Genomic DNA, 21480 nt, shown 5'->3' with positions numbered 1-21480 from the left:
TCTCCTCCCATCCTTTGTAAAACTATTTTTTATACTTCTTCTCTAATTTCTTATCATATAGGTAATTTTGAAGTACAGAAATTATAAGGGCTACTATTGCCATAATAAAGCTTGCCTTTGCAATACTTAAAGCTGTAACACCATATCCAAACTCTGTTAAAGTACTTGATATTAAAAGTACCCCTGAACTTCCTGCAAAAAGATTTTGTCCAAAAAAGTTTCCAATATTTTCAGATGATGCTGATAAAGCTTTTATTTTCTCTTCGTCTGCTTCATCTATTTCTCCATATTTATTATGTGCTGCTGCCTGAGCCATTGGATTAACTAAAGGTCTAACAAACTGAGGATGTCCACTTATTCTTATTGAAAGAGCACCCATAAACTCTCTAATTAATGTATAAACACTTAATACTCCTCCAGTTGTAAGTTTTCCTAATCTCTTTATTAAATATATTGCTCTTTGTCTTAAACCATATCTTTCTAATACTCCAATTACAGGTAAAGTTAAAACGAATAAAGAAACTGCTCTGTTAGCTACAAAAGATTCTCCAAGTACAGTTAGAATTTCATTTATGTCCATTCCTGCAACTAATCCAGTTGCAAGCCCCGCTACTAGTACTGTAAATAAAGTTTCTATTTTAAATACAAATCCTAATATTACAATTAAAATTCCAATCAACTTAATCATTAGTTACTTTCACTCCTATCTTCCCTAATATTTAGATTAAACAATCTTAGTTTTTTATGTTTTTTTAATTAATTTATATCTTGTTTAAAATAATATAATATTTTATTTACATTTTCAATATATTTTTAACACTTTATTCATATTTGTAATATTTTATTACACCTTCTATCAAATTTATAGTTTTTTTTAATTTTAAAATATATTTAATTATAAAATTTTCAATTTTTTAATAATATAAGTCTATTTTCAATTAAAATATTACATAAAAAAATGGATTATTAAACTAAATATTTAGTTTAATAATCCATTTTTTATTCTTCATCTTTATTTTCTATATTTTTATATTTATTTAATCTTTCCTTACAAATTTCTATATCTTCCTCATTAAATAAATACCTATATTTTTCATCTAATATTAAATTTTCTAATGACAAATCTAATCTTCCACATTTAGCTAAAACTTCTAATTCATTATTATCTAATTCTCTAATAACCTCTTTAACTGTGGTAATTGTTCCTTTGTTATTGATTTTCTTAAGTACATCATCTAGTTTAAGATTGCATTCTAAATCTACTTCTCTATATAAGTTTATAATATCCTTATATAATTCAAAACTATTCATATCTTCCTCCGTATTATCTGTAATTATTATGCTACTTATTAGTATACTCCATAACAAAATTTCTTCAACAAAGACAATCTAAAATAGATATATTTTAATTAAATATTAATTTTAATAAATAAAATTTTAAAACATAACTTAAAATAAAAGAATTATCTAAAAGCGTAGATTTCATATACTTTTTAGATAATTCTTCATTATATTAAAAATTTTTAATTTTATATACTTTCTTTAGCCCTTTGAGAATTCATAGTTACCTGTTCCATTAAATTCCTCTTTAAAGGCTTCTTCTGCTGGTCCACTAAAATCTTCCGCCAATTTATCTAATTTATCCATAAACTCTTTATCAGTAACCATTAAATTAGCACTAGGATGAGTAGGTTTTGCACCTGTAACTTTAACTATTTCTCTTATTTTTTCTGGATTATCAACCATAGGACAAGGTCTTAATAAATTGTTGTTATATGGTTGTCTCTTCCTTAATTCTTTAAAATAAGGAGTTTGGAATACTTCTATAAGAGGTCTTCCCTTTACATTATCAGTTGAAAAATGTGAGAAAATACAAGGTTCTACATCTTCTTTTGAATTTATATGGCAATAGAATTTTCCTGCAATACAACCTCCAACATAAGGAGCATCATTAAAGAAATCTATTGAGAATATTTTTTTAGTTTTTCTTATTTTTCTAGATCTTTTTCCAAGCATTAATCTTTGCTCTGGAGTTAACATAAGTTCCATATCTTTAATAGGATCCTCTCCTACTGGCATAAACATGAAGTACCAAATCATTCTAGCACCTTTTTCTATTATCATGTCTATAAATTTATCTGAAGTAACTGTATCTACATTCATTCTTCCAGTAGCTGAAGAAACTCCAAAAGGTATTCCCTTTTCTCTTAATAAATCCATGCCCTTCATAACAGCATCAAATACACCTTCGCCTCTTCTGCCATCAGTTTCTTCTTTAAATCCTTCTAATGAAAACATAGGCATAACATTACCTAACTTTGCAAGTCTATCTGCTAATTTTTCATCAAATAATGTTCCATTTGTAAATGGAGTAAAATATACATCATTATATTTTTCATATATGTCTAACATATATTCATTAAAAAATGGTTCTCCACCTAATATTATAATATAATAAATTCCAAGATCTCTAGCTTCCTTTACCAGTCTATCAACTTCTTCAAAAGGAATATCATCCTTTTTACTATAATTTGCAGCATAACAACCTGTACACCTTAAATTGCATCTCATTGATGGACTTATTAATATTGTATAAGGTACTTTAGTGTCATATAATTTTCCCATTTTAGCTCTCTTTGGTACACCATACCAAGTAGCATTACCAACAAAATTCGCAAAAAATTTGCTTAAACAATTTTTGTTTGTATGTATAAGAATGTCCTGAATAAAATCATGTATTGATGGTACTTCGTTATAATACTTCTGTATATCATCAATTCCTTGCTTAGAATACTCATCTCTTATACCCTTACGTATTACATTAAATATTTTGTCAACATTATCTTCAGGATTCTTTTCCAGTAATTTAATTCCAGCCTTTATAATAGACTCTTTTGTACTTTTCTCTATGGTATCTTTAATATCCATAAAATCACCTCTTCAATAAATAATAATATTGAGTAATACTAAGTTTCGGAATAATTATTAGAGAATATTTAATAAAATTAAATTCTCCTCCAATATATTCCATTATATTTCTTTTTTGGCTTTTTATCAACAATTAGCCATAATCGTTAATAGTAAATTTACTTTATTGACTAAAAGTCATATTTTTTCAAAATAATTACTTCTTATTTTTAAATTTAATTATTTTATAACTAAAATAGGAACTTTACATTCATGAATTATTCTATGACTAACACTTCCAAAAAAATGTTTTATTCCACCTATACCACTTTGTCCAATAATAACTAAATCTATATTAGTATTCTTAATGTGGTTTAATATAACTTCAGATGGATATCCAAATTTTTTTGTAATCTTACTATTAGCAAATTGACTAATTTTATAAGAAACCTTAGCAAAAATTTTTTCTTCTCTTTCATTTAATTTTTCACTTATTTCATTATAAGTATCTTCATCTAAAAATTGACTTTCTGGCATATACCTTACATAAATTACTTCAAGAGTTATGCCTTCATCAGCTTTTGTTAATTGTATAGCATCATTTAATGCTTTTTCTGATTGAATAGATCCATCATAAGGAACTAAAATATGATGATAAAACATTATTCTCACCTTTCTTCTTCCATAATTACATTAATTTCATTATTTTTTGATGTTTTTAAATTGGCCATAAATGTTATTACAGAACCAATTAAAATTATTACTATTCCAATAATAGTATTTAAATGAATAACTTCATTAAGTATCATAAGGGCAAATATTGGAGCTAATGCTGGTTTTATAAAGAAAATCAGTGAAGAAAGTGAAACTCCAACCTCATCCATTGCTAAGAAGTAGCAACAAAATCCTATACCTGTTACTCCTATTCCTAAATATAAAAGCATAGGTAATGAACCAGTATTGATTCCTTTAAATACTGGAATATTAGCAAATTGACTTAAATTCATGCTAATTAAAAATCTTGATACACTTTGAATATGAGATATTAAAATCAATCCAAGTAATTCCAAACTTCCTATTATAAATGTGAAAACTGTAAGTACTATCCCATCATAAAAATATTTTTTTGTACCATAACGGCAAACAACGCTATATGCAGCAAAACTAATAGCTGACATTAAAGCAAGAACTATTCCTAAAGGATGAGATAGTTCAAATGGATTAATAATAAAAACTACTCCTAATAAACTTACAAGTATTGAAATAACTATAGAAGTTGATAACTTTTCTTTAAGAAATATAGCTGTTAATATAAGAAGCACTACAGGATTGCAACTAAATAAAATAGCTACAATTGAAGCCTTTGTATAACTTATAGCAAGTTGAAAGAAAGTCATACTGATTATTATGCATAAAAAACCTGTAAGGGCAAAAAACGGTATATCTCTTTTCATCAACCAAGTATTTTCTTTTCTAAGCCTTGAAATTGCTATAGGTAGAAGTATTATTCCACCAATAAAAAATCTTAAAAAATTCATTTGTACTGGATTAAACATTGATCCAGATAATTTAATGCTAATCTCCATTGAACTAAATAATATAGTTGAGACAATAATTAAGAAGCATCCCTTTTTCATAACAAATAACACCTTATCTCTTTTTTTATTTTATTTCTTATCTTTTTTTATTGTATAATTTAATATATAGATAAACAAATCATAAATTCGAATATTATAATGCATTTTATACATTAAAAGGAGATGCTAATATGGATTTTAATCAATTAAAATATTTTATAGTTACTGCTAAAATTCAACATATAACAAAATCTGCTGAAAAACTTTCATTATCTCAATCTGCATTAAGTCGATCAATTTCAAATTTAGAAGATGAATTAGGTGTTCCTCTTTTTGATAGGGTCAATAGAAATGTGCAGCTTAATAAATTTGGAGAAATTTTCTTAGATACTGCAAATGATTTAGTTAACAAACTAGAAAAAACTAAAAAACATTTAAATAATATAGCTAATCCTGATAAGGGTGAAATAACAGTTTCCTTTGTTCCTACTTTAGGTCTTCAATATATACCTAAACTATTAAAAGCTTATAAATCAATTTATCCTAATAATCATTTATATTTAAAAGAATCTGATAGTAAGGTAATTCATAAAGAGTTAGTTAGAGGAACTACTGATATTGGTATTTCTCCTGTATTTAAAAAAGATTCTGATTTAATATACAGTCCTCTATTTACAGAGGAACTTGTATTTATAGTTTCCAACAAACATCATTTATCAAAAAAGAATCATATTACCTTTGATGATATTTCTGGAGAAACATTTTTTCACTTTGCAAAACAAACCTATTCAAGAGATTTAATTGAAAATGCTCTATCTTCAGCTGGAATAACTTTATCTTCTTATGATGGTTTAGAAATTGCAAGTATTATTGGACTTGTAGAGGCAAATTTAGGAATAGCAATTGTTCCAAAATCTGCAACTGAACATGTTGAAAATATAAAAACTTTTCCTCTTCCAGGAAATGCTAAAAAATGGGAGCGAAAAATCTATTTAATTCAAAAAAAGTCTGCTTTTATAACTCCTGTTATTAAGCAATTCATTGATTTTTGCTTAAAATCTAAAATGGATTTATCTTAAAAATATTAATTAAAAATTATCCTTTGTAAAATTTAATTTAGATAGCTATTTAGTAGCAATTAAATTAACAGAGAATTTACACTATAAAAATGTACAATAATAAAGCCATAAATCTCTGAAAATGGCTTTGTTATTGTAATTATTTTTAAAATATTACCATAGGACCTTTATCTGTATAATGTAATTGAAACTTTCTTTCATATACCTTTTCAATTAAGTGTATAAATTTCTTTTCATATCCTTCTTTATTACATTCAACAACATCTACTATTTTATTATTATTTAAAATTACAATTCTATCTCCATACCTTAAAGCCAAATTAATATCATGAAGTGTAATTAAGGTAATTAAATTTTTCCTTTTTATAAAATCCTTTATAAATATAAAAAAGTCATGCTGTTTTACATAATCTAAAAAAGTATTTGGTTCATCTAGAAGTAAAATACTACATTTTTGAATTAAAATTCTTCCTAAATAAACCATTCTTCTTTCGCCACCACTTAATTCTCCAATTTCCTTATTTTTTAAATGGCTGATATTTAATTCCTTTAATATTTCATTTACTAATTCATAATGTTCCTTACTTGGCATTTGAAAAGTCCCTAAATAAGGAGTTATCCCCATTAAAATAATATCTTCCACAGTATAGTTTTGATTTGTGTGAATGTGCTGTGGAATGTATGCTATTAACTTTCCTTTATCCTTACTTTTTAGTTTTAAAATATTTTTATTATCATAAACTATCTCTCCATTGTCTATATGAGTTAATCCTGAAATAGACTTTAAAAGAGTTGTTTTACCTGCACCATTTAAGCCTAAAAGTATAGTGACTTCCCCTTTATTTAATTGTAAATTAACATTATCAAGTACAGTTTTCTCTCCATAAGATACCTTTAAATTTGATACTTCTAAGTGCTCCATTATCTCATAACACTTCCTTTTTTATTAAATATATAAACTAAAAATGGAGCTCCAACTAATGATGTAAGTATACTTATTGGAATTTCAGTTGTTGTTATACTTCTTGCAAGAGTATCTGCAATTAGCATTATTATAGCTCCCACCATCATAGTTAATGGAATTATTTTTGTTATATCATCCTTTGCAATGGATTTAACTATATGAGGTGATAAAAGTCCTATCCAGCTTATTACACCTGCCACTGAAACAACTGAAGAAACTAATAAAGTTGATGCAAATATAGAAATAATTCTAACTACTTTAACATTAACTCCTAAAAGGGTTGCTTGATCATCCCCCATAGTTAATACCTTTAATCTCCACCTAAATAAAAATAAAACTATTGTTGATAATGCCACTAGTGGAATTACACTTTTTAAATTACTCCAACTACTGTTATAAAAACCACCCATTAACCAAAATTCTATGGCTGGAAGGTCTTTATAAGGATCTGCAAAATACTTTATTATCATAATAAGTGATGATGTAAGTGCCCCTGTAACAATTCCTGAAATAACTAAAGCTAAAATCCTATTACTTCTCATCTTCCTTGATAATATTAAGGAAAATATAACTGAACCTATTCCAAATAAAAAAGATAGCATTTGAATTATTGAACTAGAGGCTGCTAGGAATACTATTCCTATTGCAGCCCCTAATGAACACCCTGAAGTAACTCCTAAAACATCTGGAGATATTAATGGGTTTTGAAATATGCTCTGAAAAACCATTCCTGACAAAGCTAATGCAGCACCACTAACTACAACTAATATTACCCTTGGTAATCTTATGTTAAATAAAAGATTATATTCAATTGCATCCTTTGCATTTCCAAATAATATTCTTATTGCATCCTTTATTCCAAGGTCATATCTTCCTATGCATAATGATATTATTGCTAATATAATTAAAATAATTATACTTAATATTGTCAGTTTCTTTATTTTCATACTCTTATTTTCCTATTCCTATTTCCTTATTTGTTACATCTATATTGTAAAATTTCTTATAGAATTCTTTAGCATCCTTTTCAAACTGTTCAGTTGATAATTTATCACTATGAAGATTATTAACTATCCAAAGTATTCCTAAAATTGAAGATGGTGTTGGATAATCCCATGGCTCTAATTTTGATGGGAAAACATATACCTTTTTATCTTTAATTGCTTTTACACCCTTTAGTCTTGAATCATTTAATACATCTTTTACTGTGTACTTTGCATATCCTACTATATAGATAACATCTGGATTATATTTTATTAATTGCTCTGCTGATATATTAGTCCAATAACCTTCATTTATATTTTCTGTTACGTTCTTACCTCCAGCAATATCAATCATATAATTTTGATACATTTTTGATGTGCAAGTTCTTAGTATATTATTACTTCCACCTACATAAACTTTAGGTTTACTTTTAATATCCTTTGTCATGTCTTTAACTCTATTAAGAGTATCATCATAATACTTTAAAAGTTCCTTACTTCTTGCTTCTTTTCCTGAAACTTTTCCAATTAGCTCTACTGATTTGTTAAAAGCATCTAATGTTTCTGGTTCTATTGCAATAACTGGTATATTTAATTTTTCAAACTGTGGTATAAATCTCTTTAGCCTAGTAGGAATAATAACTACATCTGGTTTTAGCTTCATACATTCCTCTACATTTATTTCTTTTCCTGAACCAACAGCTGGTAATTTTAAAAATTCCTTAGCTGCTTTTTTATATAATTCTCTAGTTTTTGCCTTTCCTTCAATACCAACTACTTGATCTTGTGCACCTAAACTTACAAGAATTGAAGTTGAAATATAATAACTTGAAATTATTCTTTTAGCATCACTTTTTACCTTTACTTTTCTTCCTAATTGGTCCTCAACCTCTATTGTTTTATTATTACTACTTGCCTTGTCTTTATTAAAGCACCCTGTAAAAAGAGTAAGTGACATCATTATGGCTATCATAATGGCAGTAAACTTTTTCATTCTCCTCATTGTTATTCCCCCTATTTAATATTTAATTATTTTTATCCTTTAATAATCTAACTAATTCTTCTTTTAAAATATCTCTATCATCATAAGAAATATTTTCTATGTTTATTACTAGTGTATCTTGTCTATCTTTTATACCATTTAAAAATTCAGTATCTTTTTTCTTTAAAACTCCTAAAACAAACTTTTTAGAGCTTAAACAATTATATATTTCATTTTTAAATTTTTCTGATTTATTTTCTAAAAATCCTATTTCATCTAAAATTATAATATTAGAATTTTTATCCTCTATACTTTTTCTTAATATATAAGTTCCCATAAAATCAAAAGTATCTATAATTGGTACTACCTTATTTTCTTTAACCTTTACTGATATAACTCCTTTTAAATTTTCATCTTTAAAAAGACCTCTTAAATAGTATCCCATCTCATCATTATCTATGTAATATGGTAATGTCTTATACCCTCTATACTCTAATTTTATTTCACTTAAAATATTATTTATTAAAGTACTTTTACCACAATTTCTTTCTCCTGTTAAAAAAATATTTTTATAAATCATTCTATTACCTTATAACGCAATAAAGAAGTAGGGATTTTATAAACTCTCTACTTCTTTACTGGTATCCCTTTATATTGTAGCAATCAATTCAATTTCAATAGGTGCATCCTTTGGTAATTTTGCTATTTGTACACAGCTTCTTGCTGGTGCATCTTCTTTAAAATATGTTCCATAAACTTCATTAACAGCTGAAAAATCATTTAAATCTTTTACAAAAACAGTTGCTTTAATAACATTTTCCATCTTTGCTCCTGCTTCTTCTAATATAGCCTTACAGTTTTCTAAACTTTGCTTAGTAGCTTTTTTTATTTCTGTTTCAAGTACTCCTGTTTCAGGATTTAATGGTAATTGTCCTGAAGTATATACTAGATTTCCAACAGCTATTCCTTGAGAATATGGTCCTATTGCTGCTGGTGCTTTCTTTGTGCTAATTGTTTTTTTCATATTAATTCCTCTTTTCTTAACTAATGTTATTTATTAATATTATTTTTAATATTCTTATTTTTTATAAAAGGTATGTTTTAGTGGTAATTCTGTTCTGAAATTACCATCAAATTTATAGTAAGCCCCTTGAGCTGCTGGTGCTGTTGGTATACATGTAATTTCACCAATTCCCTTTGCTCCAAAAGAAAGGTCCTGAGTATTTTTTTCTATTATAATACATTCTATTTCTGGAACTTGATTTGCTCTTAAAAGACCTAATGTACCAAATTTAACCTTTGGAACACCATTTTCTATTTTATAATCTTCTGTTAAGCCATAACCTAGTCCCATAACAACTCCACCCTCAATTTGTCCTTCAATACTTCTTGGATTAATTGCTCTTCCAACATCATGAGCTGCTATAACTTTTTCTACTTTTCCTTTATCATCAAGAATTACAACTTGAGTTGCAAAACCATAAGCAACGTGACTTACAGGATTTTCTTTAGTGCTTCCCATCTTATCAGTTACTCCTAAATACTCTCCATAAAATTCAATACCTTCTACCTCTTCTAATTCTCTACCCTTTAATGCTTCCTTTAACTTTAATGCAGCTATCTTTGTAGCTTCTCCAGTAAATACTGTTTGTCTTGAAGCTGTTGAAGTTCCTGAATCTGGTGTTACCTTAGTATCTGGAGTTTCATAAACTATTTTTGTTCTTGGAATTTGTAAAATCTCTCCAACTATTTGAACTACTACTGTTCCAACTCCTTGTCCCATACAAGCTGCTGATGTTCTAATATGAACTTTTCCATCTATAACTTTCACTTTACATCTACCTGTATCTGGTAATCCAACTCCAATTCCTGAATTTTTGAAACAACAAGCAATACCTGCATGCTTATTATTTTTATAATATTCATCCTTAACAGCTTCTAAAGTTTCTACTAATGCTGTCCCTTCATCTGCTATTTGACCATTTGGTAGAACTTCCCCTGGTCTTATAGCATTTCTCATTCTAATTTCAAATGGATCTATTCCAACTAATTCTGCAAGTTTATTTAAATTACACTCTGTTGCAAAAGCTGATTGAGTTACTCCAAATCCCCTAAAGGCTCCTCCTGGAGTATTATTTGTATAAAGAGCCTTACCATCTATATCAATATTTTGATAGTTATATGGACCAGCTGCATGAGTACATGCTCTTTGAAGTACTGGACCACCAAGGGATGCATAGGCTCCAGTATCAGCTAATATTACAGCCTTCATTGCAGTTAACATTCCATTTTCATCACAAGCTGTTGTAAATTCCATATCCATAGCATGTCTTTTTGTATCAACTGTAATACTTTCTTGTCTTGTAAGTCGCATTTTAACAGGTTTCTTTGTAAGATATGCAAGTAAAGCTGTGTGATGCTGACAACTCATATCTTCTTTACCACCAAAGCCCCCTCCAACATACTTTGAAATAACTCTAAGTTTATCCTCATCAATACCTAATAAAGATTTTATTTCCCTATAATCATCATAAATACTTTGAGTTCCAGTATAAACTACTAACTCATCACCTTCTGGAACTGCCACAGCACATTCTGGCTCTAAGAAAGCATGTTCTGTAAAGGGAACTTTATATTTATAACTAACTACATATTTTGAATTTTTAAAGGCCTCTTCTACATCTCCTCTTATTAAATGTTCATGAGTTAATAAATTACCATTTTCATGAATTTTAGGTGCATCTTCCTTTAATGCCTCCTCAGGAGATGTTACAGGTTTTAATTCTTCATACTGAACCTTTATATGTTTTATTGCTTCTCTTCCAATTTCCTCTGTTTCAGCTGCAACTAATGCTAAGGCATCTCCAAGATATCTTGTTTCTTCACCTACTTTTATTAAGGCTGGCCAATCCTTTTGAATATGACCTAAATATCTGTTTCCTGGAATATCGTCAGCTGTTACTATTTTTACTACCCCTTTAATCTTTTCAGCCTCACTTATATCAATATCCTTTACTAAAGCTCTTGGATATTTACTTCTAAGTGCCACTCCATGAAGCATTCCCTCTATTCTCATATCATCAGAATACTCTCCAATTCCTAATGTTTTTTCCATTGCATCAACTCTTGCCATTCGCTCTCCAACTCTTGCAGTATCTATCTCTTCTTCAATTATTCCTTTGCAAGAAACTTTAGGAACTTCTAAGTTTTCTCTAAAAATTTTAGCTGCCATCATAATTGCTTTTTCAATTTTTACATATCCTGTACATCTACATACATTTCCAATTAAAGCTTTTTTTACTTCTTCAATAGTTGGATCTAAAGTTCTATTAAAAAGTCCCTTTGCACTAATAACCATTCCTGGTATACAAAATCCACATTGTACTGCTCCAGCCTCTGTAAATGCATATGCAAATACATCCTTTTCTCTCTCTGTAAATCCTTCTATTGTAATTATTTCTTTCCCATTTACTTTTTCAGTAGTAAGTATACAAGCTTTTATTGCTTTTCCATCTACTAAGACCATGCAAGTTCCACAAGCACCTTCTGAACATCCATTTTTAACAGAAGTTATATCACAATCATCTCTAATATAAGTTAAAAGTTTTTTATTCTCACTAACACACTTTTTCTCTCCGTTAAGAATAAATTCAAACATATATTAACACCTCTCATAATCAAATTTATTTCTTGAAATATATTTCCCTGTAGGTTCCTTTACTAAAAACTTTTCATTACAAATTAGTTTTTCTCCCCTTAAAATTACATACCTTATGTTGCAATTATTTTTAAAACCCTCATAAGGTGTATAATCAACCTCTTCAATACTATTTTCATTTGTTATATGTTCATCTTTTTTATCATCTATTACTATTAAATCAGCATAACTCCCTACAGCAATATTTCCTTTCATAGGATACATTCCAAATATTTTTGATGGGTTAGTTGACGTAACTTCAACCATTTTGTTGAGAGATATTTTATTCCTTTTAACTCCATAGGTATAAAGAAGTTCTATTCTATGTTCTACCCCTGGAACTCCATTTGGAACTTTTGAAAAATCACAAGGACCTTCTCCTTTTTTATCTTTATAATTAAAAGAACAGTGGTCTGTAGAAATTACGTTTATATCACCATTATTTATCCCATTCCATAAAGCATTATTATCTGATTTATTTCTAAGAGGAGGAGACATAATAAATTTTGAAGCTTCATATCCATTATCCTTTTCAGATTCATATACACTTTTATCTAATAACAGATAATGAGGACATGTTTCTACAATTATTTTTGCTCCATCCATCCTAGCTTTTTTAACTGCATCTAAACAAACTTTTGAGCTTAAATGCACTATATATACAGGTTCATCAACTTCTTTTGATATTTTTATAAGAGTATTAACAGCTTTAAGTTCAACATCATCTCCCCTTGAGACAACATGATATTTCATAGCAGTCTTTCCTTCAGATTTTAGCTTATTAATATTTCTAGTTACACAATCTCCATCTTCACAGTGAAATAGCATAAGAACTTTAAGTTCCTTAGCTTTTTTAAGAGCAGCTTTTATTTCCTCTTCACTTACTTGAAGTCCCCCATTGTAAGCCATATACATCTTAAAGGAAGTTACCCCTTCTTTAACCACATATTCCATTTCTTTCGAAACTCTTTCATTCCATTCTGGCAAAGTCATATGAAATCCAAAATCTGAATAACATTTATTTTTTGTCTTCTTCTTATATCTTTCCAAAGCATCTTTTAATGATTGTCCTTTTTGACAATCTACAAAATCTACTATTGTAGTTGATCCTCCCTTAATTGCTGCTTTTGTACCACTTTTAAAATCATCAGAAGTTTTTAAATTTCTATAATCTAAGTCAAAATGAGTATGGGCATCTATACCACTTGGAAGGATGTAGCTTCCACTTACATCTATTATTTCATCTCCTTCTTTTTCTAAGGAAAATCCTATAGCTTCAATTTTTTCTCCATCTATTCTAATATCACTTATAAATGTTTTCTTATCTGTTACAATATAAGCTCCTTTTAAAATTTTTCCCATTACTCATCATCCCTTTTGTTAATTATTTATATTGAATTGTTAATGCATGTTTTGGACATCTTGTTACACATAATCCACAACCAAAGCATTTATCTTCATCTATTATTAAATTATCTTTTATTTCAATAGCATCATATACACAGCTAGTTATACATTGACCACATTTAATACATTCATCTAAATTAACTTTTGGTGGAATTGATTTTGTTCTAAAATCTCTTTCATCAGCCTTTTTATGTGCAAGTCCTATAATTTCATTAACATCTTTATATCCATGACTATCTAAAAATTCATTTAATTCTTTTGCTATCTTTCCATATATCTTAGGTCCCTTTAATATTGCTTCTGTACAAACTTGTACTGCTGAAGCTCCAGCCATTAACATTTCAGCTGCATCTCTTCCACAAGTAACCCCGCCAACACCTATTATAGGAATTTTAACTACTCGTGAAGCATCATATATATTTCTTATAGCAACTGGTCTTACTGGAGAACCTGATAACCATCCATATCCTTTTTCACTACCCATTATTGGATAACCTGATTCAACATCTATTGCCATACAAGGTCCTAAAGAATTTATCATTACAAGTCCATCAGCACCTGCATCTTCTAGAGCCTTTGCAATTTTTTGAATATCAGTATGTGGACTCATTTTCATAAATACAGGACAATCTAATGCAGACTTTGCTGCTTTCATAGCTTCAACAATTGGAGCTACATCTGTTCCTACATAATGAGTTGATAATTCAACTGCATCTGCAAAAGGTTTAACAAGTGGTGCTACCTCTCTAATTTGTTCTGGTCTATATCCCATACTTACTATTACTGGAGCACCTGTTGATTTTGCTTTTTTATATTCACTTTCTATCCATTGTTCCTTTGGAAGTTCTGACCAAAGTTCTGTATTTAAAAACCCTGAATTTGTTTTTCCCATACATGGTCTTGGAACTGGTGCTGGATCTACAGAAATAGTTTTTGTTACTATTCCACCAGCTCCTCCCTCTACTGCCTTAATACAAAGATTTCCGTCTTTAGCTCCCGGTCCTGCTGCTGTAAAAATTGGGTTTTTAAATTTCATCCCTAATATGTTAACGTTTAAATTTGCCATATAAATCTCTCCTCTTAAATTAAACTATATATTTCTTTAAATCCTATTCCATAACTTTTGACTAACTTCTCTAGATTTAGCTAGTATTTCTTTTTCATTTACATTTAAAATTTTTCCATCTTTAACTACTATTTTTCCATTAACTATAGTTGTATCCACAGATTTACCCATAACTCCAAATAAAATATGAGCATTACAGTTATTTCCATTCATTGGTGTTAAAGGATCATAATCTACTACTATAACATCAGCATTAGCTCCCTTTTCAAGAACTCCAATTTTTCCTTCAAAATACTTTTCAGCTATTTTCCTATTATTTTCAAATAACATTACAGGTACTTCTCCCCATGCTACTGAAGGATCTTTTAAATTATGTTTATGAATTATATTTGCAACTTTCATAGACTCAAACATATCTTGAGTATATCCATCTGTTCCAAGTCCTACAGTTATTCCTCTATTCATAAAATCTATAATTGGACACACACCTACAGCATTTCCCATATTAGACTCTGGATTATGAACTATCATAGTATTGGATTTAGCTAATATATCCTTTTCTTTCTCATCTGTATGTATACAATGAACTGCAATAGTATCATCTTTTAATATTCCAAACTTATTAAGTCTTTCAACTACCCTCATACCATGTTCTTCTAAACACTTCTCTTCATCTGCAATTCCTTCTGCCACATGAATGTGATATCCGCAATTTGAATTTTTATTTGCTTCTACACATTTTCTTAATGATTCATCTGAAAGAGTGAAACTTGCATGCATTCCAAACATTGCTGATTTCATATTAGAATTGTCTTCCTTACAATGATTTATATAATCAATATTTTCTTTAATACCCTTTTCTAATATTTCTTCTCCATCTCTATCTGATACCTCATAACAAAGACAGGCTCTTATACCAAGATCTTCAGCAACTTTACCTATTGTAAAAAGACTTCCTTCTACAGCATTTGGACTTGCATGATGGTCAAAAAATGTAGTTACTCCAAATTTTAGACTATCCATTAAAGTATCATAAGCACTATACTTAATATCTTCTAAATTAAGGCTCTTATCTAACCTCCACCATAAATTATTTAATATATCTAAAAAATCCTTTGAAACTGGTCCATCTAAATTCATTCCTCTTGCAAAGGCACTGTATATATGTCCATGAGTATTTATAAGCCCTGGCATTATTAACTTTCCTTCTGCATCAATGAATTCATAGTTTTTATATTTTGATTTTATTTCTTCTGTATTTCCTATATCTTTTATAATATTTCCTTCTATAGCTATACATCCATTTTCTATGAAAGGATTATTACAATCTTGAGTTATTACATTTCCATTTCCAACCAAAATCACATTATCATCTCCTTTATTTAAAGAAAATTGCAAATAAAGGTGTTAGTAAAAATTTAAAATTCTCTTTAATTTTAAACTAACACCCCTACTATATTTTTGTATTATTATTTAGCTAAATTCTATTTCCCAAATTTACCTTCCCATACAATTTCTCTATATCTTGCTGGGTCTGTATCTCCTTCAGTACTAAATACTAATACTTTTGAATTTTCATCTAATTCTAAGCTATCCTTTAATTCTTTATATTCAGGATTTTTCATAATTTCATATAATAATCCAAGTGAAACAGATCCTGATTCTCCTGAAGTTACCTTCTTGTCATCTCCCATAGGGTTTCCTAATATTCTCATACCATTTGATGAAACCCAATCTGGACAAGATACGAATACCTTAGAATAATTTTTAAGAACTTCCCATCCTATTATGTTTGCTTCTCCACAAGCAAGTCCAGCCATAATAGTTGGCATATCTCCATCTACTTTTCTTAATTCACCATCATTAGCTACTGCTGATTTATATAAGCAATCTGCAAGATTAGCTTCAACTATTACAGTTTTAGGACAATTTTCTTTAAATATTGAAGCAAATACACCTTGTACAGCTCCTGCTAAAGAACCTACTCCAGCTTGAACAAATACATGAGTTGGTCTATCAATTCCTTGTGCTTTTAATTGATTTATTGCTTCTAAAGCCATAGTTCCATATCCTTGCATTATCCATGCTGGTATATCTTCATAACCTTCCCAAGCAGTATCTTGAATTACTACACCATTATTTTCCTTTGCATATTGTACTGCAATCCTTACAGCATCATCATAATTTACATCAGTAATTGAAGCTTCTGCTCCTTCTTTTCTTATATTTTCTAATCTTGTTTTTGAAGATCCCTTTGGCATATAAACTACTGCTTTTTGTTGTAATTTATTTGCAGTCCAAGCTACTCCTCTTCCATGATTTCCATCTGTAGCTGTTACGAAAAGTATATCTCCTAACTTTTCCTTAGTTTCTGGTGATACTAATTTTTCATAAGTTAAATCTGCTATATCCATATTTAACTTATTAGCTAAATATTTTGCCATAGCAAAAGATCCACCTAAAACCTTAAAGGCATTTAATCCAAATCTAAAAGATTCATCCTTTACAAAAACATTTTCAAGTCCTAAGTACTTTCCTAAATTATCTAGAGAAACTAATGGTGTTTCTTTATATTGAGGAAAGCTTGAATGAAAGTTTTTAACTTTATTTATTTCTTCTTCACTTAAAAATTGTAAATCCGCACTTTCTTTATTTTTAGGAAGTGTATTCTCTTTCCATTTAATCTTTTCCATTGCGCTCTCTCCCTTAATATGTTTATTTTTCACTATTTTCATTTACATCTACATCTAATTTTTCTACCTTCATTTCTTCTTTATCCTTTGGCAATATTAAATTTAATAAAATGGCAACTAATGTTGTTACGACAATTGATGATTTTCCAAATATTGAAACAGCCCAACTTGGGAATAATGCTAATGCATTTGGAACCTCTACAATTCCTACTCCTAAAGCTACTGATAAACCTACAATTGTTACATTTCTATTAGTAAGTTTGCTTTTACAAATCATTCTAATTCCTGTCATTGTAATAGTTGCAAATACTGATATAGTAGCTCCTCCAAGAACACATTGAGGAATACTTGTTAGTACTGCTGCAAATTTAGGAACTATTCCTGCTATAATTATTACTATTGAAGCAAAGGCAAATACCCATTTATTTATAACTTTATTTAAAGTTACAATACCAACATTTTGGCTAAATGTTGCAGTTGGCATACATCCAAAGAATGATCCTAGTATACTTGAAATACCATTACCTATAATCCCACCAGAAAGTTCTGTATCAGTTGGAACTCTATCCATACCTCCGCTTGTTGTTGCTGATAAATCTCCAATTGCTTGAACTGAATTTACAATATGCATTATAACCATAGATATAATTGCCGTAGCATTAAAGCTCATTCCAAAATGCATAAATTTAGGCATTTGAATAAATCCTGCTGAAACAACTGAATCAAAGGAAACCATACCTAAAAATAATGAAATAATATATCCAACTATTATTCCCATTAATATTGAAGCAAGTTTTAAAGTTCCGTCAGTAAAGTGATTTAAGAATATTACAACTGCTAATGTTATAATTGCAACAGCCCAGTTTTTAGGTGAACCGAAAGTAGGACTTCCAACTCCTCCAGCCATATATTTAATAGCTACAGAGTATAGTGATAATCCTATTGAAAATATAACAGTACCTGTTACTATAAGTGGGAAAAATTTTATTAATTTTTTAACAAATATACCAAATAAAATAGCAACTGCACCACCTATTAACTGTGCCCCAAAAATAGTTGCAATATTAAATTCTCCTGCAATAGCTGTTAGTGTTGGTACATAAGCAAAACTTACCCCCATAATTATTGGTAGTCCTGAACCTATATTCCTAAATATAGGGAATATCTGTATAAGTGTTGCCATCCCTGAAAATATCAGAGAAGTTTGAATTAATAAAATTTTATCTGAAGGTCCTAGATTTGCAACTCCTGCAACTATTATAGCTGGTGTAACACAACCAATTATCATAGCTACAACATGTTGTAATCCTAGAGGTAATATCTCTTTGAATGTAGGTTTTCCATTAAAATTAAACAGTAAAGATTTGTCGTCTAATTTCATATTAGCTCCCCCTTTTAATAAATTCTTTACTTGCCATAAACTAATATAAAAGATTTATCTAGACTCTTATTAAAGGGTTAGCTATTCATTAGATGTAAATTAAAAATTAATAAGAGTCTATAAAAAATTGTTATTTAATTACTCTTTCTTTATGATCCTTTTCTAATTTTGCTAAAACTTCTTGTGGATTCTTAACTTTGCTTAAGAATATCATTGCTGCTATTACATAAGGTTTAAAGCTTGCTTGTTTGTATAGTGATTCTCTATATCTATCAAATACTGAAGCTTCAACTTCTCCAGCTTCACAGCTTACTCCTGTAATATCAGCTGGTAGGCAATGTAAGTAGATGGCTTTTCCATCTTTAGTTGTCTTCATTAATTCTTCTGTACATTCCCAATCTTTATGTTTAGCATTTTGTTTAAGTAACTCTTCTTCTAATTTATCTATTCCTTCTTGATCATTTTGTGCATATAATTCAGTACGTTTTTCCATAGCTACAAATGGAGCCCAGCTCTTTGGATAAACTATGTCTGCATCTTTAAATGCTTCTTCCATAGAATTTGTCTTTGTAAATGATCCACCTGATAACTTAGCATTTTTCTTAGCTACTTCTTCTACTTCTTCCATTACTTCATATCCTTCTGGATGAGCTAAAACAACGTCCATACCAAATCTAGTTAATAATCCAATAACTCCTTGTGGAACTGATAGTGGTTTACCATAAGATGGAGAATAAGCCCAAGTCATAGCAACTTTCTTTCCCTTTAAGTTTTCAATTCCTCCAAATTCATTTATTAAATGAAGAGTATCTGCCATAAGTTGAGTTGGATGGTCGATATCACATTGTAAATCAACAAGAGTTGGTCTTTGTTCTAGTACTCCTTCTTCATAACCTTCCTTTACTGATTTAGCAACATTTCTCATGTAAGTATTACCTTTTCCAATATACATGTCATCACGTATACCTATAACATCAGCCATAAAAGAAATCATATTTGCAGTTTCTCTTACTGTTTCACCATGAGATATTTGAGATTTCTTTTCATCTAAATCTTGAACTTCTAATCCTAGTAAGTTACAAGCTGAAGCAAAACTGAATCTTGTACGAGTTGAATTATCTCTAAATAATGAAATTCCAAGACCACTATCAAATATTTTTGATGAAATATTATTTTCTCTTAAATTTCTAAGAGCTTCTGCTACAGTAAAAACAGCTTTTAATTCATCTTCTGATTTTTCCCATGTTTGGAAAAAATCGTTGTTATACATTTCCTCGAAATTTAAGTTGTTTAATTCTTTTACATATTTGTCCATTAAAGTCATAAGTATTTCTCCTTCCAATTCCCTCTTATTAATTATTTATTATCTCTACAATATATTGTTGGTACTGCTGCATAAACTGCTGCACATCTTACTAAGTCTTCTTTCCATGTCTTTTCATTTGGAGCATGTGCTTCTTCTTCTCTACCTGGTCCAAATCCTATACATGGTATTCCATATCTTCCCATTATTGAAACTCCATTTGTTGAGAATGTCCACTTATCAACCTTTGGTGTTCCATACATTCCTTCATATGCTTCAACCATTGCTTTTGTTTGTGGTGCATCTTCTGGAATTACCCATGTTGGGAAGTAACATTCTGTTGGGTAAACTAATTCTGTCCAGCTTGGTCTTTCATATTTATACATTGTTACTTTTGCATTATATTTTTTAGCAAATGGTAAATTTCTAACTTCTTCTAATGCACTTTCAAATGTTTCACCATCTGTTAAACGACGGTCTAATGAAATTGCACACATATCAGCTACTGCACAACGTGATGGTGAGTTATAAAATATTTCTGATACTGTAATTGTTCCTTTTCCTAAGAATGGATCATAGTGTAAGTTATCATTTAACACTCTAACTTCTTGAAGAATATCTGCCATCTTGTAAATTGCATTATCTCCTCTTTCTGGAGCTGAACCGTGACAAGATACTCCTTTAACTTCTACTCTTATTTCCATACGTCCACGATGTCCTCTGTAAATGTTTCCATTTGTAGGTTCTGTAATTACTACAAATTCTGGTTTTACCTTATCTTCATTGTAAATATATTGCCAACATAATCCATCACAATCTTCTTCTTGAACTGTTCCAGTTACTAAAACTGTATATTTATCTGATAAAAGACCCATATCTTTCATTATTTTAGCACCATAAGTTGCTGAAACTATTCCACCTAATTGGTCTGATGCTCCACGACCACCTATTTCTTCATCATTTTCATATCCTTCATATGGATCGAATTCCCAGTTACTTAATTCTCCAAGACCAACTGTATCTATATGAGCATCGTAAGCTATTAATTTTTCTCCTGTTCCCATATATCCTAAAACATTTCCCATTTTGTCTATTTCTACTTTATTGAATCCTAGACTTTCCATTTCTTTTGCTATTCTTTTAATTACTCCCTCTTCACCAGCACTTTCTCCTGGTATAGCAATTAAATCCCTTAAAAACTTTGTCATTTGAGGTTCATATTCTTTTGCTCTTAATTTTATTCCTTCAAAATTCATTTTTCTTATCCCCCTTGATTCTTATTAAATTTATAATTTTTATCTTACTTTATTTTAAAGCAATATCTATGCCAAAAATATTTGACCTAATTTGAAATATTATGTCTTTTTTCACTATTTTTATGATAAAAATATTAAATATAAAACCTTTTACATAATAAATTTAATAAACATATGCTATAAAT

19 protein-coding genes are annotated in these 21480 nt (G+C 29.1%); 1 reads left to right on the top strand and 18 read right to left on the bottom strand.

What is annotated here, in order from left to right; translation table 11 throughout:
* Window positions 1-22: 22 nt before the first annotated feature.
* From J2S18_RS06785 to J2S18_RS06765, 5 genes are all read right to left on the bottom strand, one after another.
* A complete protein-coding gene (locus tag J2S18_RS06785) occupies window positions 23-685 on the bottom strand; it encodes a DUF969 domain-containing protein (protein WP_307485164.1) in 663 nt (220 codons plus the stop codon).
* A gap of 314 nt (window positions 686-999) precedes the next feature.
* Window positions 1000-1311 (bottom strand): hypothetical protein, encoded by a 312-nt coding sequence (locus tag J2S18_RS06780; RefSeq protein WP_307484920.1) that lies wholly within the window; start codon window positions 1309-1311, stop codon window positions 1000-1002.
* Between the two features lie 231 nt (window positions 1312-1542).
* A complete protein-coding gene (locus J2S18_RS06775; RefSeq protein WP_307484919.1) occupies window positions 1543-2928 on the bottom strand; it encodes a radical SAM protein in 1386 nt (461 codons plus the stop codon).
* A 219-nt stretch (window positions 2929-3147) separates the two neighbouring features.
* The gene (locus tag J2S18_RS06770) at window positions 3148-3570 is read right to left on the bottom strand and encodes a universal stress protein (protein WP_307485161.1); all 423 of its coding nucleotides are present in this window, start codon (window positions 3568-3570) and stop codon (window positions 3148-3150) included.
* Window positions 3571-3575: 5 nt separating this feature from the next.
* Window positions 3576-4544 (bottom strand): DMT family transporter, encoded by a 969-nt coding sequence (locus J2S18_RS06765; protein WP_307484916.1) that lies wholly within the window; start codon window positions 4542-4544, stop codon window positions 3576-3578.
* 131 nt (window positions 4545-4675) lie between these two features.
* Between J2S18_RS06765 and J2S18_RS06760 the strand changes: the two genes are divergently transcribed.
* Window positions 4676-5563 (top strand): LysR family transcriptional regulator, encoded by an 888-nt coding sequence (locus J2S18_RS06760; protein ID WP_307484915.1) that lies wholly within the window; start codon window positions 4676-4678, stop codon window positions 5561-5563.
* 145 nt (window positions 5564-5708) lie between these two features.
* On the opposite strand, the gene J2S18_RS06755 is transcribed toward J2S18_RS06760, so the two are convergent.
* The 13 genes from J2S18_RS06755 to J2S18_RS06695 all read right to left on the bottom strand — a co-directional run bounded on the left by J2S18_RS06755 (window position 5709) and on the right by J2S18_RS06695 (window position 21295).
* Window positions 5709-6485, bottom strand: a complete 777-nt coding sequence (locus J2S18_RS06755) for an ABC transporter ATP-binding protein (RefSeq protein WP_307484913.1) — start codon at window positions 6483-6485, stop codon at window positions 5709-5711.
* Window positions 6485-7474 (bottom strand): FecCD family ABC transporter permease, encoded by a 990-nt coding sequence (locus tag J2S18_RS06750; protein WP_307484909.1) that lies wholly within the window; start codon window positions 7472-7474, stop codon window positions 6485-6487. Before J2S18_RS06750 ends, J2S18_RS06755 begins: the two co-directional genes overlap by 1 nt.
* 4 nt (window positions 7475-7478) lie before the next feature.
* A complete protein-coding gene (locus J2S18_RS06745) occupies window positions 7479-8513 on the bottom strand; it encodes an ABC transporter substrate-binding protein (RefSeq protein ID WP_307484906.1) in 1035 nt (344 codons plus the stop codon).
* Window positions 8514-8535: 22 nt separating this feature from the next.
* Window positions 8536-9072 (bottom strand): nucleoside-triphosphatase, encoded by a 537-nt coding sequence (locus J2S18_RS06740; RefSeq protein ID WP_307484903.1) that lies wholly within the window; start codon window positions 9070-9072, stop codon window positions 8536-8538.
* Between the two features lie 69 nt (window positions 9073-9141).
* Entirely contained in the window at window positions 9142-9516 is a 375-nt protein-coding gene (locus tag J2S18_RS06735; RefSeq protein WP_307484900.1) for a RidA family protein, read from the bottom strand.
* Window positions 9517-9570: 54 nt separating this feature from the next.
* Window positions 9571-12150 carry a selenium-dependent xanthine dehydrogenase gene (gene xdh / locus J2S18_RS06730; protein ID WP_307484897.1) on the bottom strand — a complete coding sequence of 860 codons (2580 nt, stop codon included), beginning with the start codon at window positions 12148-12150 and terminating at the stop codon, window positions 9571-9573.
* Between the two features lie 3 nt (window positions 12151-12153).
* On the bottom strand, window positions 12154-13551 hold the full coding sequence (gene hydA, locus J2S18_RS06725) for a dihydropyrimidinase (RefSeq protein WP_307484895.1): 1398 nt from the start codon (window positions 13549-13551) through the stop codon (window positions 12154-12156).
* Window positions 13552-13573: 22 nt separating this feature from the next.
* On the bottom strand, window positions 13574-14662 hold the full coding sequence (locus J2S18_RS06720; protein WP_307484892.1) for a 4Fe-4S binding protein: 1089 nt from the start codon (window positions 14660-14662) through the stop codon (window positions 13574-13576).
* 36 nt (window positions 14663-14698) lie between these two features.
* On the bottom strand, window positions 14699-16027 hold the full coding sequence (ssnA, locus tag J2S18_RS06715) for a putative aminohydrolase SsnA (RefSeq protein WP_307484890.1): 1329 nt from the start codon (window positions 16025-16027) through the stop codon (window positions 14699-14701).
* 119 nt (window positions 16028-16146) lie between these two features.
* Window positions 16147-17355 (bottom strand): diaminopropionate ammonia-lyase, encoded by a 1209-nt coding sequence (gene dpaL, locus J2S18_RS06710; protein WP_307484887.1) that lies wholly within the window; start codon window positions 17353-17355, stop codon window positions 16147-16149.
* A 22-nt stretch (window positions 17356-17377) separates the two neighbouring features.
* Window positions 17378-18736 (bottom strand): uracil-xanthine permease family protein, encoded by a 1359-nt coding sequence (locus J2S18_RS06705; RefSeq protein ID WP_307484885.1) that lies wholly within the window; start codon window positions 18734-18736, stop codon window positions 17378-17380.
* Window positions 18737-18866: 130 nt separating this feature from the next.
* A complete protein-coding gene (gene ygeW / locus J2S18_RS06700; protein ID WP_307484881.1) occupies window positions 18867-20060 on the bottom strand; it encodes a knotted carbamoyltransferase YgeW in 1194 nt (397 codons plus the stop codon).
* Window positions 20061-20092: 32 nt separating this feature from the next.
* Window positions 20093-21295 carry a YgeY family selenium metabolism-linked hydrolase gene (locus J2S18_RS06695; RefSeq protein ID WP_307484878.1) on the bottom strand — a complete coding sequence of 401 codons (1203 nt, stop codon included), beginning with the start codon at window positions 21293-21295 and terminating at the stop codon, window positions 20093-20095.
* Between the last annotated feature and the right edge of the window lie 185 nt (window positions 21296-21480).

This window comes from Eubacterium multiforme (assembly GCF_030813415.1).
In the GTDB taxonomy this organism is placed as follows: Bacteria; Bacillota; Clostridia; order Clostridiales; family Clostridiaceae; genus Clostridium; species Clostridium multiforme.
The sequence above is the reverse complement of the archived record's forward strand: the minus strand, read 5'-3'. Positions and strand labels throughout refer to the sequence as shown.

What these genes read in the sequence shown, in the direction of transcription:
- J2S18_RS06735 (WP_307484900.1), bottom strand. Translation starts at nt 9,516, where the DNA reads ATGAAAAAAACAATTAGCACAAAGAAAGCACCAGCAGCAATAGGACCA.
- J2S18_RS06755 (WP_307484913.1), bottom strand. Translation starts at nt 6,485, where the DNA reads ATGGAGCACTTAGAAGTATCAAATTTAAAGGTATCTTATGGAGAGAAA.
- J2S18_RS06740 (WP_307484903.1), bottom strand. Translation starts at nt 9,072, where the DNA reads ATGATTTATAAAAATATTTTTTTAACAGGAGAAAGAAATTGTGGTAAA.
- J2S18_RS06750 (WP_307484909.1), bottom strand. Translation starts at nt 7,474, where the DNA reads ATGAAAATAAAGAAACTGACAATATTAAGTATAATTATTTTAATTATA.
- J2S18_RS06780 (WP_307484920.1), bottom strand. Translation starts at nt 1,311, where the DNA reads ATGAATAGTTTTGAATTATATAAGGATATTATAAACTTATATAGAGAA.
- xdh (WP_307484897.1), bottom strand. Translation starts at nt 12,150, where the DNA reads ATGTTTGAATTTATTCTTAACGGAGAGAAAAAGTGTGTTAGTGAGAAT.
- hydA (WP_307484895.1), bottom strand. Translation starts at nt 13,551, where the DNA reads ATGGGAAAAATTTTAAAAGGAGCTTATATTGTAACAGATAAGAAAACA.
- J2S18_RS06695 (WP_307484878.1), bottom strand. Translation starts at nt 21,295, where the DNA reads ATGAATTTTGAAGGAATAAAATTAAGAGCAAAAGAATATGAACCTCAA.
- J2S18_RS06770 (WP_307485161.1), bottom strand. Translation starts at nt 3,570, where the DNA reads ATGTTTTATCATCATATTTTAGTTCCTTATGATGGATCTATTCAATCA.
- J2S18_RS06760 (WP_307484915.1), top strand. Translation starts at nt 4,676, where the DNA reads ATGGATTTTAATCAATTAAAATATTTTATAGTTACTGCTAAAATTCAA.
- ygeW (WP_307484881.1), bottom strand. Translation starts at nt 20,060, where the DNA reads ATGACTTTAATGGACAAATATGTAAAAGAATTAAACAACTTAAATTTC.
- J2S18_RS06705 (WP_307484885.1), bottom strand. Translation starts at nt 18,736, where the DNA reads ATGAAATTAGACGACAAATCTTTACTGTTTAATTTTAATGGAAAACCT.
- J2S18_RS06745 (WP_307484906.1), bottom strand. Translation starts at nt 8,513, where the DNA reads ATGAGGAGAATGAAAAAGTTTACTGCCATTATGATAGCCATAATGATG.
- J2S18_RS06775 (WP_307484919.1), bottom strand. Translation starts at nt 2,928, where the DNA reads ATGGATATTAAAGATACCATAGAGAAAAGTACAAAAGAGTCTATTATA.
- dpaL (WP_307484887.1), bottom strand. Translation starts at nt 17,355, where the DNA reads ATGGAAAAGATTAAATGGAAAGAGAATACACTTCCTAAAAATAAAGAA.
- J2S18_RS06765 (WP_307484916.1), bottom strand. Translation starts at nt 4,544, where the DNA reads ATGAAAAAGGGATGCTTCTTAATTATTGTCTCAACTATATTATTTAGT.
- J2S18_RS06720 (WP_307484892.1), bottom strand. Translation starts at nt 14,662, where the DNA reads ATGGCAAATTTAAACGTTAACATATTAGGGATGAAATTTAAAAACCCA.